Below are 14,281 nucleotides of genomic sequence, written 5' to 3' on the forward strand. Positions count from 1 at the left end.
GCTGGCCGCTGGTCGGCGCGGTGCGTGACAGAAGTGCGCCGACGCGTTGTCGGCCCGGTCGGTTTCAAGCGAAATTGCGGAAGAAGGCGACTTCCTGGCGGGCGAGATCAAGGAACAGATCGGGTTCGGCCTTGAATTCGCAATGGACGCTTACCGGTCCTTGGAAGTTGATTTTGTTGAGGCAGGCGAAGACATAAGTCCAGTCGACCATGCCTTTGCCGGCGGTGACCCAGCGGTTGATGGTTTTGCCGTGGCCGTTGTATTCTTGTCGTTCGATGAGCACGTCTTTGACGGCGACGATGCTGAGCCATGGTTTGACCATGGCGAGGGCGACGGCGAAGTCTTCGCCTTCGACGCGTTGGTGACCGGGGTCGAGGTAGGCGCCGAAGAGTGCCGGGTCGAGGTCGGCAAAGAGATGGGCGAGAGCGGCGGCATTAAGGCCCATGCATTTGTTGCTGTGGGTGTGGTAGCAGATTTTGACGCCGTATTGTTTGGCGAGGGGCTCCCAGGCGCGGAGGGTGGCGCGGGTTTTGGCCAGTTCCTGCTGGTAGTCCATGGTTGCCGGGTCGAAATGAAAGTAGCCGAGTTTGAGGAGGCGGACATCGGCGCGATCCATGGCGCGGAGCAGTGGTGTGGCGGTGGGATGGTCGGGTCCGAGCAGATCGAAGTTGCCGGTGACCATGGGGATATCCAGGCCCTGCTGGCGAAAGCAGGCGACGGCCTCGGGCAGCTTATCGCCGGCGTTGTCAGGCGTCACGGGGTAGTCGGGGCGGACGCAGAGATCGAAGCCACCAAGGCCCCACTGCTTGGCCAGCTCGGCCAGTTCAGGAATGCTTTTGCCCTTGAGCATCTTGGAAAACATGATCATACGCATTGCAGGTCGACTCCCCAAAGCTGAAAATGATGTGACGGCATGACGATGGCCTAGAACTGTAATTGGCGGGCAATGAAATGCAATGGCTGGCGGGCAATTCGGCAATGGCGCCTGTCGCGGCCGTTGATTTACGGGCTGCAGCGGGATATTTTAGTAGTTTTTGTGTGCCGGCCGGCCGGGTCGGCGTGAATGCAGCAGCAGGCCCTGCGGGGCAGCACTGGGAGCAGCCCATGGATATACGTCAGATGGCGATGGCCGCCAAGAGCGCGGCAGTGAAACTGGCTGCGGTGAAGACCGCAGAGAAAAATGACGCTTTGCAGGCGGTGGCGGATGCGCTACGGGCGCATGCTGCGGCGATCATAGCGGCGAATCGTGAGGACATGGCGGCGGCGGAGACGTCAGGTTTGGCGGCGCCGTTGCTCAAGCGCCTGAAATTTGACGAAACGAAATTAGCGGAAGTGATTGCGGGCGTCGAGAGTCTTCTCGGCTTGCCCGATCCGGTTGGCACGACCTTGCGGGCCACGGAGTTGGACGAGGGGCTGGAGCTCTATCAGGTCGCCTGTCCCATCGGCGTGATCGGGGTGATCTTCGAATCGCGTCCAGACGCCTTGGTGCAGATATCGAGTCTCTGTTTGAAGAGTGGCAATGCGGCGTTGCTCAAGGGTGGCAGCGAGGCGTTGCACACCAATCGGGTATTGGCGGCGGTGATTCGGGGCGCGTCGGAGGCGGCCGGGATTGCGTCTGGGTGGCTGCAGCTGCTTGAGACGCGTTCGGATGTCAACGAGATGCTTGCTTTGGACGACTGCATTGACCTGATCATTCCCCGTGGTTCCAATGCTTTTGTGAAGTACATCATGGATCATTCGAACATCCCAGTGCTGGGGCATGCGGATGGCATCTGCCATGTCTATGTTGACGCGGCAGCGGACTTGGCGATGGCGTCGCGGGTGGTATGTGATTCCAAGTGCCAGTACGTGTCGGTGTGCAACGCGTTGGAGACGCTTTTGGTGCACCAGTCGGTGGCGCCGGCATTTTTGCCGCGGGTGGTGTCCGATTTGCAGGCACGCGGCGTACGGGTGCTCGGTTGCGAGCGCAGTCGGGCCATTGTGCCGTCCCTGAAAGAAGCGACTGCGGCGGACTGGGACACGGAGTATTTGGACTACGTGCTGTCGGTGCGGGTGGTTGACGACTTTGACATGGCGGTCGATCACATCAACGAGCATGGTTCGGGTCATACGGACGTGATTGTGACGGCTGATGCGGGGGTGGCGAGTCGCTTTATGAGTCTGGTTGACTCGGGCAATGTTTTTTGGAACTGCAGCAGTCGTTTCAGTGACGGTTTCCGCTACGGTCTGGGCGCGGAGGTCGGCATTAGCACGAACAAGATCCACGCTCGCGGGCCGGTGGGTCTTGAGGGCCTGGTGATTTACAAGTGGCTGCTGAAAGGCAGTGGCCAGATTGTGGCCGACTACGCTGATGGCCGGCGGCATTTTACGCATCTGCCGTTGAAGAAGGACTTCAGCATTTAGTGCCCGCAGTACGGGGTAGCGCGAGGGTGAACATTCTGGAAGGAGTGCGTCATGTGGTACTACGCAATGAATGGCCAGCAGCAGGGTCCAGTGTCACTGGACGCCCTGCAGGCGATGTTTCGGAGCGGGCATTTGGGTGCCGACACGCTGGTGTGGCGTGAGGGCATGGCAGAATGGGCGCCGGCCAGGACGGTGGCCGAATTGCAGTTGACGTCCGGCTTGCAGACTGCGGCAACTGGCGATGCCGACGCGCCGTTGCCGTCCCTGCGGGCCTTGCCAACGGAGCCAGCGCCGGAGTTGCGGGCCTGTTGTTCGCAGTGTGGTCAGGGCTTCAGTTCGGCCGACCTCATTGACTACCAGGGTAAGTTGGTCTGTCCCAACTGCAAAGAGGCCTTTTTTCAGCGTTTGCGCGAGGGCTTGAAGCCACAGGACGGTGGCTATGAGTACGCAGGTTTTTGGATCCGGGTGGTTGCTGTGCTGATTGACGGTGTGATTTTGGCCATGCTGCAGTTTGTGGTTCTCTTGCCGCTGGGCATGGGCAGTGCGATGAGTGGTGCTTTGGGAGAAACGGCTGAGACGGCTGCTACGGTGGTGTCGGTAGGCGTCACGTATCTGGTGCAGATTATCGTGCCCATGCTCTACCAGGGCTTTTTCTTGAGTCGTTACGCGGCGACGCCTGGCAAGAAGGCCTTGGGGCTAAAGGTGTTGCGGCCAGATGGCAGCCAGCTGAGTTTTATGCGCGCTGTCTGTCGGTCGTTGGCGTCGGGCCTATCGGGCATGATTTTGGGTATTGGCTATCTCATGGTGGCCTTTGACGACGAGAGGCGGGCCTTGCATGATCATATCTGCGATACCCGCGTCGTGCGGTGAGGCAGAGCTGTCTGCGGCGCCATGCCACTGGCTGGTGATTAATGCTGCATGACGATGACTGATAAAGAAAAGGAGTGACAATGGGGCCTTTGCAGGGAAAAGTGGCGGTGGTGACGGGTGCGTCCCGTGGTTTGGGCAAAGGTGTAGCCTTGGTGCTGGCAGAGCAGGGCGCGGATGTGGTGGTGAACTACCGCAGCCAGGCCGAGGAGGCCGAAGAGGTCTGCCGCGATGTCCGCGCCATGGGCGTGCGCGCATTGGCCTTGCAGGCCGACGTGGGGACGGGTGCCGCCGTCGACGCGATGTTTGCAAAGATTGATGAGGTCTTTGGCCGCATTGACATCCTGGTGAATAACGCCGGCACGAGCCGCGCCGAGACCATCTTCGAGATGACTGAGGAGAGCTGGGATTTTATTCTCAGTACGAATTTGAAGAGCATGTTCTTGTGCAGCAAGGCTGCGATGCTGCGCATGCGTGAGCAGCATGACGGCCGGATCATCAACATGAGTTCGGTGGTCGGGCATCAGGGCGCGCTTTTCGGCCATGTTCATTACGCGGCGACCAAGAGCGGCATACTGGGCTTTACCAAGACTCTGGCGCGCACGGGCGCACCACTGGGCATCACGGTGAATGCGGTGGCGCCGGGCATCATCAATACCGAATTGTTGTTTGCGACCCACGGCGAGGCCGGTGTCAAGAAGCTGGCTGACGGTATTCCGCTGGGCTTGGGCGAGCCGCGTGACATTGGCTTGAGCGTGGCCTTTTTGGCTGGCGAGGGCGGGCGCTACATCACCGGCACCTGCATTGATGTCAATGGCGGCATGTATATGCGCAGCTAGACGAAGAGGCCGGATTGCGCGTTGGGCGCAGCCGGGGGCTTAAGGACAGGACGATGGACGACACACAGAAACAATGGCGCCGGTTTTGGCGTGAAGAACGCGAAGCGGCCTACCTTTATCAGCAGCTTGCCGCCAATGAAAAGTCGGCGAAATTGGCCGAACTCTATCGGCGCATGGCCGATATTGAGCTCAGGCACGCACAGACCTGGGAAGAGAAGCTGCGGACTGCGGGCGGGACGCTGCCGGCGTTCAAGCCGTCGCTGCGGGTGCGGATATTGTCCGGCGTGGCTGGGCGTTTGGGCAACGAGACCGTGATTGAGGCGTTGAACAACACCGAGATGGATGCCGGGCGAGACTACGTCGCGCAGGGCGCGCCGGAGGCGTTGCAGATGGCCGCTGACGAGCGCGCCCACGCCCGGGCCTTCCAGGCGCTTGCTGCGGAACATATTGACGGATCGAGCATCGCCAGTGTGGAGACCGAGCACAAAGCGTCTGGCGGCAATGCCTTGCGGGCGGGGGTGATGGGCGCCAACGACGGCCTGGTGTCCAACTTTTGCCTGGTGATGGGGATGGCTGGGGCGACGGAGGCGGCAGCTGGCACCGGCGGGCGGACCTTGCTGGTGACGGGCATTGCCGGGCTGCTGGCCGGCGCGATTTCCATGGCGCTTGGTGAATGGCTGTCCGTACAGAGCTCGCGGGAGCTGTACGAGCGGCAAATAGCAGTGGAGCGCGACGAACTTAAGGCTAATCCCGAGGAAGAGATCGAAGAGCTGTCCTTGATTTACCAGGCTAAGGGCATGGACGAGGACGACGCGCGCAAGCTGGCGCAGAAGCTGGCGGCGAATCCCAAGGCGATGCTGGATACGCTGGCTCGGGAAGAGCTGGGCATCAACCCGCAGGAACTCGGCGGGTCGGCCTGGGAGGCCGCCTACACGTCCTTTTTGCTTTTTGCGGTGGGGGCGATCATACCCGTGCTGCCGTTCATCTTCATGCCGCAGAATCTGTTGGCGATTGGTGTAAGCGCGATTTTGAGCCTGCTGGGGTTGTTCGGGCTTGGCGCGGCGACCACGTTGTTGACTGGCCAGTCGCTGTGGTATGCTGGTTCCCGCCAGGCGATTTTCGGCATGATAGCCTCGGCGGTGACCTTTGGCATCGGCCACCTCATCGGCGTCCAGCTGGGCTGAGCGGAGAGAGGCGGGCAGAGACGGGACTGCGCTTGAAAGCACCTTGGCCGGCTGGCCATGCTGGTGCTTATTTCCAGCTGATGTCGGGTTTCAGCTTGCGTTTGGCGCAGTCGGTCAAATAGGCGTTGATTAGCGTCTGGTAGGGCAACGATACCTCGCCCGCCAATTTTTTGAAATAGTCGATGGTTGCGGCATCCAGACGAATGGTAACCGTATTTTTCCGAGTGCGGACGTATGGGTTTTTGATTGCCTCGGAGAAGTCGTATTCGGCTTTCATGGCTGTTTCCTTTGCAGATAAGTGTGGCTTTCATGGCTGGAAGCCTTGCGGGCAGAGAAAATCCGGATAAGGTCCTCCGTGGAGCGATAGCAGTGGCACACCACCAGCAGCCGCAGTGACGCACTCATTCCCAGAATGACGAAACGATCCTCGGCTTGAGAGTGCCCTGCATCGAAGATCACCAGCGCTTCTTCGTCATCAAATACCGTGGCTGCCTCTTCGAAGCTGATGCCATGTTTTTGGACATTGCTCGCGGCCTTGCGCAAGTCCCATTCGTATTTCATGTTCACACTTTGTTGACGATATTAATATAGTATACATACAGTGTAAAGAGATGACAAGCTCAGTCACAGCGCTCTGCCCCGTGTGAGGAACGCATTGACGGTGGGGGAAAGATGGGACTGGATACCGTTGAGACCGGGCGGCTGTGGCCGATGCTGCTGGTGGTGGTGATTTCAGTCGGGCTGGCCGCGGCTGAGGCGTCGGAATACCAGTGGTGAGAGGTGTTTATGGATTTTGAAGCTGCGGCTGAAGTAGTGGATGGAGGAGAAGCCGAGTTTTTCAGCGATCTGTGACATGGAATTGTCTGAGAAGCCGAGGAGGATTTCGGCCTGGACGAGTTTTCGTTCGATGATGTAGTGCATGGGCGTCTGGCCGGTGCAGCGGCGGAAGAGGTGAGCGAAGCGGCTGACGGAAAGATTGCACTGTGCGGCCAGGTCAGTGAGGGTAATTTTCTCCATGTAGTGTTTTTCGATGTAGCGGATGGCGCGTTGCACGGCCTGTTCGGAGTAGAGGTCGGAGCCGGTTGGCGGTGGCAGGTGTCGGGCGGCGGTGACGAAGAGTTCCATCAGCGCGGCATGGAGGTTGACGCTACTCATGGCAGACGGTGTTTGGAGTTCGTCGATGATGGCGTGGCAGAGGGCGGTGGAGTCTTCGGTGGGGAGGGTGATTTTGCGGATGAGTTCATTCTGCTGACCGAAGAGCGGGAAGAGTTCGCCATAGAGCTGTAGTGTCATGGGGCTGTGGAGGAGCTGGATGGCCTGGCAAGCGTCGCTGCTGGCGCTTTCGTGGAGCATTTCCGGCGGGACGACCAGCATATCACCGGCTGTGGCGGTGGTGGTGACGCTGGCGGCGGTGAAGCTCAAGGTGCCGCTGAGGACGATGACGGTTTGGAAGTCATCGTGCACGTGGGTGCCGAAGCGGCGTGGCTGGCTGGGGTAGCGAACCCATGCGAGCATTTTGAAGGGTGGGTAAAGGATGCGCTCGTAAGCAACGGTGATGACTTTTCCCATGCGATCCTCCAATGCACTTTTTGCATCGAATGTAGTGGCGGGGGAGTGAAGAGCAAGGCGAAGATCAGCATGAAAATGCAAAAAAAAGCAGAAAAGCCCAAAGTCGCCGCTGAATGATCACGTATTGTAGAGGCGGGTGCGGGCTTTTCATGGTGATTTCAGGTGTTTATGGTGCCGCCGGTGGCGGCCCGTCATTGGGGGAAACGAGATTTCCCCGGATAACAGAAAGGACCCTACGATGCTGACCAGTACGATGGTGAAGAGTCATGCCCTGCGTTCGGGCGCGGACATAGTGGGCATCGCCTCGGCGGACCGTTTTGCCGAGTTGCCGGCACGCTACAACCCGCTTTCGGCCTTTCCGGAGGCCAAGTCGGTAGTGGTGTTGGGTTTCCGGTTGTTTCGGGGGCTCTATCGGGGCATGAAGGCCGGCACGCAGTATGCGTCATTCAGTATGATGGGCTATGCGGGCAACAAGTGGGTGTTCCAGCCGGTTACTCTCTGGCATTTCTGCACCATTTTTGAAGACGCCGGGTATGAGGCATCGCCCATACCGGACAACTTTCCCTGGAGCAATCTGGACGGCATCAATCCGGATGAGATGGGGCAGGACTTCATTGACGTCAACCCGTCATTTTACGGCAAGGACAGTTCGCAGTTCAGTCGGCCGGTGAAAGACGATGGTCGGCCGGCGCCGGACATTTATTTTCAGATGCGTCTGGCGGCCTACTGCGCGGGCATGGGCGAGATTGGTGACAGCGGCGTATTTCTGACGCCTGAATTTGGTCCGCGGCAGATGTTTGCAGTGGTGCTCACGGATGCCGAGCTTGATCCCGATCCGCTGTATGCGGGTGGGCTTTGCGACCACTGCGGGCTCTGTGTGGCCAAATGTCCGGGCTGCGCCATCTCGGCGACAGAGAAGGTGTCAGTGAAAATTGCTGGGCGCGAACTGAGCTGGAACAAGCTTGATTTTGCGAAATGCAGCGTGGCCTATCATGGTGGTGGTGAGAAATCGCACAATCCCTTCATGGTGACGGAGAAAGACCAGGTTGGATTCAATCAGCAGCCCTATACGGCGGCGCGCAATTACAAATTGTCGCCGATTGTGTGGAGTGGCCGTGCCCTGGGCGGCATGGAAGGCTGTCACCAAGCCTGCATGGCGCATCTGGAAGAACGCGGCGTGCTCAAGAACACCTTCAACAAAGCCTTTGGAGACTGCTGATGTTAAGTGCAAAACTGCTCAAACAATGCGCTCTGGAAGCGGGCGCGGACATTGTGGCGGTTGGACCGACCAGCCGTTACGAAGGCTGTCCCAAACAGATGGATATTCGCTATGCCCTGCCGGGCTGCAAGTCGGTGATTGCTTTGGGCTTCCGGCATTTCCGCGGAGTATTCCGCGGGACGGAAGAGGGGACGTTTTTCACGAACTACTCGGGCGTGGGCTATGCGAGCATCAACTGCATTCGGCAGCCGCTGGCGCTACGCGATATCTGCCGCTGGATTGAAGACCAGGGCTATGACACGATGCCCATACCCAATCATCTGGGGTGGACGAACAACGACATGGCCGGGCAGCGACCGGGTGCCGTGGATACTCCGAATCCTAATTTCAGCCGGCCGGTGCAGGCGGGCTATCCTTACCCGAACGTGGCGCATCACATGCGTTTGGGCGCGGTGATAGCGGGGCTGGGCGAGATAGGTTGGAGCAAGATGTTCCTGTCCAAGGAATTTGGTCCGCGGCAGCGTTTGGCGTTGTTGTTGACGGACGCCGAGTTCGAGTACGACCCGGTGGTCAAGCCCGGGACGATCTGCGACCGCTGCAAGCAGTGCGCGCGGGCTTGCACTGGCCATGCCATGCCGGTGGACAGCAAGGACTGCGTGCGGGTGGAGATTGACGGCCAGGTCATTGAGTGGGCCAACATCGACTACAGCAAATGCAGCCGCTATTTCTGCGGGGCGTCGCCGCAGCACAATCCCTTCGCGGTGACTGAAGAGGACCAGAAGGGCTTTGCGGATGTGGTGGGTCGTGCGCAGCAGTACAAGCTGCCGTCGCAGTACTGGTATGCGCGGGCGCTGGAAGGATCGTCGGGCTGTATTCGCGCCTGCATGATGCACCTGGAACAGACTGGCCGGATCACGAACCGCTTCAAGGAGCCTTTCCGGAAGAAACCGGCCTGGCGTCTGGCGGATCCGGAATAGGAGCGCGCCAGAGAAGCGAGTGAATTTTGCTTACGCCTCCGGGAGCGTTGTTGCTGCCGGGGGCATTTCATTTTTATCGTCGCTGTTATTCTGCAGGAGAATGGCAGCGGCGAGCCAGAGCCAGCGTTTACTGAGGAGGTCGTCCCAGAGACAGCAGAAGGCCAGGGCGAGGAGAAAATATCTCGCCATGGTGGTTGCTTTGACGCCGCTGCTGATCCAGAAGGCGATCATGGCGGCGAGGGCGCCAGCGCCGAAGAGACTGAGGATATTGAGGTATTCCTGGTGGGGGTCCATGAAGGCCGCGAAGCTGTCGAGGACGGCGACGGCGTTGTAGTGTTCGAGGGTGTTGCGAATGGCGTTGTGATCGGCGAGCTGGGGGTAGAGCCGGGCGATTTCGGCTGGGCTGTGGCCGATGAGGAAGCCACGTGGCGTGTGCGTGGCCATCTTGGCGTAGATATTCTGGTGGATCATGTACATACCGCTGGTGGTATTGATGACGGGCCATTGCGGTTTGAGGGGAAAGACCACCCAAAGCACGGTGGCTGTGCAGATGAGGCCGACGGCGATGATGAGCAGCCAAGACCAGCGGCTGAGCCGCGGCCAACGCGGGCGGCAGGCGTCCGCCAGAAAGCCCAGCATAACGGCGCCGGTGAGGACAGCGTGTTTGCTGAAGCTGTGGACGAGCGGGAGGAGGCACAGGCCAAGCCCAAGCAGACAGAGCAGCCATTGCCGCAGCGTGAAATGTCGCGCGCGGGGGGCCAGGCCGGACAGCACCATGGCGACCGGCAGGACATAGAAGGAACCGAGCGTATTGGGGTTTTGGAAAGTGAAGGCGAAGCGGCGGGCGAGAAAGCTCATGGCGGTGCCGTCCATCTGCGTACTGATGAAGGCGAAGCCCAGGCTGCCGCGGCCGCAGGCGATGAATGCCGTGAGTTCGGCTAGCCAAGCCAGCAGAATCAGCCCGCAGAGGATGACGCCACAACGCAGCAGGAGAGCTGGCGGTGGCGGGTTTTCGCGCACGAAAACGAACAGGCCTGCCAGGTAGAGAAAGACGGCGAGGTTGTAGCCATTGTCGCCGCTGGGGCTGATGGCGTGGCAGAGCGTGGAGATGGCGGCGATGGCCAGGAAGGCCAGCAAGGCCGGGTAGGGTCGCCGCCGCAATGCCAGGAGGACGCGGCGTTCGAGGAGCATGATGGCGATGACCGGCGCCAGGAAGTCGGCGGCGAAGAATTGACCGCGCAGGGGAATGTAGAGGAAGAGCAGGGCGATGTAAGCCAGGATGACGGTGCTGGTGATGTGTTGTCGGGTCTGGGTCATGACTGCGGCCCTCTAGTATCGTCGGTGGCGGCCTGGGCGGCGGGGTGCTTGTCGTTGTTGGTATGAGCCTGGTCGGTGGCGGTATGGGCGGCGGGTGCCCCTTTGCCTGGGTTACGGGCAAGGATGGACTGGTAGAGATCGATATGGGCGTCGATCATGGCCTGGCGTGGGAACTGGCGTGGGGGGACCTGCTGGAACTGACCGGCCATAGCCTGGCGCATGGCGTTGGCCAGCGCGTCGACGTCGTTGGGGGGAATGGTGATGACCTTGCCGCTGGCGACTTCGGGCAGGGAGGCGTTGTCGGTGACGATGACAGGGCGTTGCAGGGCGCAGGCCTCGGCGGCGGCGAAGCCGAAGCCTTCCGAGAGCGACGGCACCACGACGGTGTCGGCCAGCATGACGTAGCTTGGCAGTTCGGCGTAGGGCTGCGGTGGCAGCAGGATCATGGCGTCTTGGAGCCGGAGTTCGTCACGCAGACTGAGCATGTCGCGATAGCCCTCGCGGCAAGCTGCGGCGGTGCTGACGATGGCCAGCAGCCGGGCCGGCCGCCCTTCGTCGCGCAGCCGGGCCAGTGCTCGGAGCAGCAGGGGCAGGCCTTTGGAGCGGCCGGGGCGGCCGGAGAAAAAGAAGACGAAGACATTATCGAGTCCGAGCTTAGCGCGCAGCGCTGGGTCGCGGTGATGCCGGGCGGGGTTCCAGAAGGCGTCGTCAATGCCGTTGTGAATGGTGTGAATGCGTTCGGGAGCGATGCCGTGTTGACGCAGATCGCGGGCTGTCGCCGCGGAGACGGCGACGATGTGGTCATAGCGGCACAGATACAGGGCTCGTTCAATGATGTCATTGAGCCAGTTGGACAGCGCGCCGGCATCGGACACGCGCTGCCATTTGCCGATCCAGAGCTCGTGGACGGTGAGGACCACTGGGCGTTTGCAGATGCGGGCGGCGAGCCAGGCGGCCGGGGCGGCGGCGAAGGTCGTCGCGTGAATGATGTCGGCCTGGCGGGCGAAGCGTAGGATGCTGGACAGGCCGAGGAGGGGAAAGAGGTAGCGGCAGCCGCCCGTGCGGACGCGGATAATGCTAACGCCGTTGTGTTCTTCCTGCAACGGCGCGCCGGCTATGGCCTGGGTAATGACCAGCACCCGGTATGACTGTGCGGCAAGACCCTCGGCGAGGCTCTGAAAGAGAATCTCGGCGCCGCCGACGTGCGGGTAGTAAAAATCCAGGCAGAACAGAATGGTGGTTTGCTGTGCTGCGCGTGGATGGTTGGTCATGGTGGACTACTCCGCAGCGGTGCTGCTGCTGCTGATCGGCGCGCCAGCAAGGGCGCGACTGACGCTAGGCTTGAGCCAGGCCGAGCCCATGTGGAGCCAGGCGGGGCCGCCGGCCGGGCTGGCTTCCAGCTTCAGCTGCTTGACGCCGATGATGTCGGCCTCCAGCATGACGTTCAGGTCAGACCAGCGGACGCTTTTTTCGGCAAGCTTCTTGCCATCGCCATAGACGGTGAAACGGACCGCTTCGTCTTTTTTGCGGCTCTGGCTGATACCGCTTTCGCGGGGGTTGAGGAGAGTGATGCCGGAACTGAATTTTTGGAAACGGCCTTGCAGGTCATATTCGATGGTGGCGGGGGCGCGGAGGCCGATGCTTTTGTCGGTCTGGAGCTTGTCTCCCCAGAAGGAGCGTCCCAGTCCGATGGCGCCGCGCATCTGGTCGATGCGCTTGGGCATGAGATCGACCAACGCCAGCGTGGTATCGTGAACTAGGCTGGCGTCTTGCCACTGTGGGAAGAGCTGCGGTGCCATGAGTTCGCGCAGGTCATTGACGCCGGTGAACCAGCTGCCGGATTCGACTTGCCAGTCGCTGCCGAACCAACCGACGAGGAGCATGGTCTCCGGCGAGGCGGAGCGGGCGTCATAGATGGCGTAGTCGAAGTATTTTTTGGAATCGAAGACGCCCCAGTTGAACCAGTTGCCGAAGCGTCCCCAGCACTGGAAGGCGGCTTGTGGCGACTGTGCTGAGAGCATGACCACGCTGCGGTGTGGCGCGTAGCTGACATTAGGGTAGATGAGCATGAAGCCGATGTCGTCGCGGTCGAGGTCGATATTTTGTGCGCGCAGCGGCGTGGTGATGTCAGCGAGGGGGAAAAATGGTCCGAGCTGGTTGCTGATGGCGTTGTCGCTGGTGCCGCCGAAGAGGATGAGGTTGCGGCTCTGCATAATTTCGGCGCTGCAATCCGTGTCCTTGATACTGAGACAGGGGGCGCCATTGCGTCGTTTCCACTCGTTGGCGAAGCTGTTGGCTTCGCGTTGCCAGGCATCGTTCATGGCGGGATAAGGCGATTGCGTGCCGACGACGAGGACGAATGGGGCGAGGACCGCCTCATGAATGGGGCCTTCGCAACCGCGTTTTTTGCTGAGAGTGGGCATGCTGACCTTGATTTGCTCCTGCCAGCCGTGGGTAGGATCTCGGCGCAGCGTGAGCCAGTGGTCGGGGGCGAGGTCGTTGGCGATGCGCAGGGTCTGGCCGTCAATGCTGAGGGTGATGTCTTTGCCGTGGCTGAACAGCGTCGTCGGTCGTTGGCAGGACAGGGCGAGGAGATTGCTGGTGTTGATGGTCAGGTGGTTCTGCGCATCGACTTTGGCGTCGATGGTGGCGAATTCGACTGGTCTGGCGAACTGTTCCATGCGCAGCCAGTAGGCTTTGCCGTGTTTGAGTTGAGCGGCCTTCCAGGTGACCGTGCGCGGGAAGGGCTCGCGCGTCCAGCTGCAGGTCCAGGCGAGGCCTTCGCCGGTGGCGCTGCCCGGGAAACCGCCATGGCCGTTGCCGGGATATTCGCGGTATTCGACGCGGTAGCCGCGGGCGCGGAGTTCCCGGGTCATGAAGCGGGAATGCTCGGGGGGGACGATGGTGTCACCGGAGCCGGAGAGGATGTAGGTGGGCAGATTGAAGAGGTTTTGCGCGAAGGCGCGGGCGGTGTGGCCCTCCTGCAGCCAGTGGCGGAGGCTGTGGAAACGCCCGGGGAAAGGTCGGTTCCAGCTCCAGCGCAGAGACCAGGCGAGGTTGTCGGCGTTGCCGACGATGGGGAAGATGCCGGCGAACTGGTCGGCGTAATGCACGCCGAGGTGCAAGGCGCCGGTGCCGCCCATGGAGCCGCCGGTGAGGTACACGCGGTCGGGGTCGATGTTGTAGTCGCGCTTGATTTCCTCGATGGCGCTGAGGACGTCATCTTCGCCGAGGTCTTTGTAGTCGGTGGAGCCGCGGCCTTGCGGGGAGAGGCAGAAAGCCCCGCTGTAGCTGGGTGCCGGATGGCCCTGGAAAGGGCGAAACCAGCCATGGCCGTGCATGGACACGATGAGCGGCCAGGCCACTGCCGGGTCGTAGGCGCCGGGGATGCTGACGGAGTAGGTTTGGATGCTGTGGTCGATGGGCGAGATGTATGCGCGTAGCCGCGAGCCTTTTTCTTCAGCGATGGCTGAGACGCCCTGGCGGCTCTGGTGCGCCGCCCGCAGCAGCAGCAGGTAGTAGTCTTCCAGCAGCTGGCGTTTCTTGGGATCCAGGAGGGCCTTTGGGTCGCTGTCAACTGTGGCCTGTTCCAGAGCGTACTGTGCTTTGGACATGATCCAGGCGGCTTGACGGGCGCCTGCGGAACGGTCTTGCCAGGCGCGGCAGCGCTCGGCCCGGGATAGCGCACGCAGCCAATCGGCATAGCGGCGGGCCTGGCGGACGGAGCAGACTCTGGGTGCCTTTGGTGGCGGTTGCTTGTTATCGCCGGCATTGCGGGCTTTTTGCGCGCGTGCGCTGCCAATACCGTAGGCGATGAGGGCGAAGATGATGATGCCGGCGATGTACGAAAGGCGTTTTACGAATGGGTTGCGCATAGGTGGTCCGTCTTGGCAGAATATCACAACG

At 60.9% G+C, this 14,281-nt stretch carries 13 protein-coding genes; 6 read left to right on the forward strand and 7 right to left on the reverse strand.

The annotated features are described in order from the left end of the window. Positions 1 to 64 precede the first annotated feature (64 nt). A complete protein-coding gene (locus J3R75_RS16270) occupies positions 65 to 874 on the reverse strand; it encodes a sugar phosphate isomerase/epimerase family protein (RefSeq protein ID WP_307263753.1) in 810 nt (269 codons plus the stop codon). A gap of 230 nt (positions 875 to 1,104) precedes the next feature. Between J3R75_RS16270 and J3R75_RS16275 the strand changes: the two genes are divergently transcribed. The 4 genes from J3R75_RS16275 (at position 1,105) to J3R75_RS16290 (ending at position 5,293) form a co-directional block, all read left to right on the forward strand. Then, a complete protein-coding gene (locus J3R75_RS16275; RefSeq protein WP_307263756.1) occupies positions 1,105 to 2,403 on the forward strand; it encodes a glutamate-5-semialdehyde dehydrogenase in 1,299 nt (432 codons plus the stop codon). A gap of 51 nt (positions 2,404 to 2,454) precedes the next feature. Continuing rightward, positions 2,455 to 3,273 (forward strand): RDD family protein, encoded by an 819-nt coding sequence (locus tag J3R75_RS16280; RefSeq protein ID WP_307263759.1) that lies wholly within the window; start codon positions 2,455 to 2,457, stop codon positions 3,271 to 3,273. Positions 3,274 to 3,353: 80 nt separating this feature from the next. Then, entirely contained in the window at positions 3,354 to 4,109 is a 756-nt protein-coding gene (locus tag J3R75_RS16285) for an SDR family NAD(P)-dependent oxidoreductase (RefSeq protein ID WP_307263762.1), read from the forward strand. Positions 4,110 to 4,162: 53 nt separating this feature from the next. Then, entirely contained in the window at positions 4,163 to 5,293 is a 1,131-nt protein-coding gene (locus J3R75_RS16290) for a VIT1/CCC1 transporter family protein (protein WP_307263764.1), read from the forward strand. 67 nt (positions 5,294 to 5,360) lie between these two features. Here the strand turns inward: J3R75_RS16290 and J3R75_RS16295 are convergent, their stop codons facing one another. From J3R75_RS16295 to J3R75_RS16305, 3 genes are all read right to left on the reverse strand, one after another. Continuing rightward, positions 5,361 to 5,570, reverse strand: coding sequence for a BrnA antitoxin family protein (locus tag J3R75_RS16295; protein WP_307263767.1), 210 nt, complete (start codon positions 5,568 to 5,570; stop codon positions 5,361 to 5,363). Further along, positions 5,567 to 5,854: a BrnT family toxin gene (locus J3R75_RS16300; protein WP_307263770.1), complete on the reverse strand. Its 288-nt coding sequence runs from the start codon at positions 5,852 to 5,854 to the stop codon at positions 5,567 to 5,569. The genes J3R75_RS16295 and J3R75_RS16300 overlap by 4 nt, the downstream gene beginning before the upstream one ends. Positions 5,855 to 6,025: 171 nt before the next feature. After that, entirely contained in the window at positions 6,026 to 6,862 is an 837-nt protein-coding gene (locus tag J3R75_RS16305) for an AraC family transcriptional regulator (protein WP_307263774.1), read from the reverse strand. A gap of 238 nt (positions 6,863 to 7,100) precedes the next feature. Here J3R75_RS16305 and J3R75_RS16310 point away from each other — a divergent pair, with 238 nt between their 5' ends. Both J3R75_RS16310 and J3R75_RS16315 read left to right on the forward strand, forming a co-directional pair. Next, the gene (locus J3R75_RS16310) at positions 7,101 to 8,081 is read left to right on the forward strand and encodes a hypothetical protein (RefSeq protein ID WP_307263776.1); all 981 of its coding nucleotides are present in this window, start codon (positions 7,101 to 7,103) and stop codon (positions 8,079 to 8,081) included. Next, complete coding sequence (locus tag J3R75_RS16315) at positions 8,081 to 9,058, forward strand: hypothetical protein (RefSeq protein WP_307263779.1); 978 nt, start codon at positions 8,081 to 8,083, stop codon at positions 9,056 to 9,058. The genes J3R75_RS16310 and J3R75_RS16315 overlap by 1 nt, the downstream gene beginning before the upstream one ends. A 30-nt stretch (positions 9,059 to 9,088) precedes the next feature. Here J3R75_RS16315 and J3R75_RS16320 read toward each other — a convergent pair whose 3' ends face one another. From J3R75_RS16320 to J3R75_RS16330, 3 genes are read right to left on the reverse strand one after another with little or no spacing between them, the layout of a single operon-like run. After that, positions 9,089 to 10,375, reverse strand: coding sequence for a hypothetical protein (locus J3R75_RS16320; protein WP_307263781.1), 1,287 nt, complete (start codon positions 10,373 to 10,375; stop codon positions 9,089 to 9,091). Then, a complete protein-coding gene (locus J3R75_RS16325) occupies positions 10,372 to 11,646 on the reverse strand; it encodes a glycosyltransferase family 4 protein (protein ID WP_307263785.1) in 1,275 nt (424 codons plus the stop codon). The genes J3R75_RS16320 and J3R75_RS16325 overlap by 4 nt, the downstream gene beginning before the upstream one ends. A 6-nt stretch (positions 11,647 to 11,652) precedes the next feature. Next, complete coding sequence (locus J3R75_RS16330; RefSeq protein ID WP_307263787.1) at positions 11,653 to 14,250, reverse strand: prolyl oligopeptidase family serine peptidase; 2,598 nt, start codon at positions 14,248 to 14,250, stop codon at positions 11,653 to 11,655. Positions 14,251 to 14,281 lie beyond the last annotated feature (31 nt).

This window comes from Oligosphaera ethanolica (assembly GCF_030814695.1).
Classification (GTDB): Bacteria; Verrucomicrobiota; Lentisphaeria; order Oligosphaerales; family Oligosphaeraceae; genus Oligosphaera; species Oligosphaera ethanolica.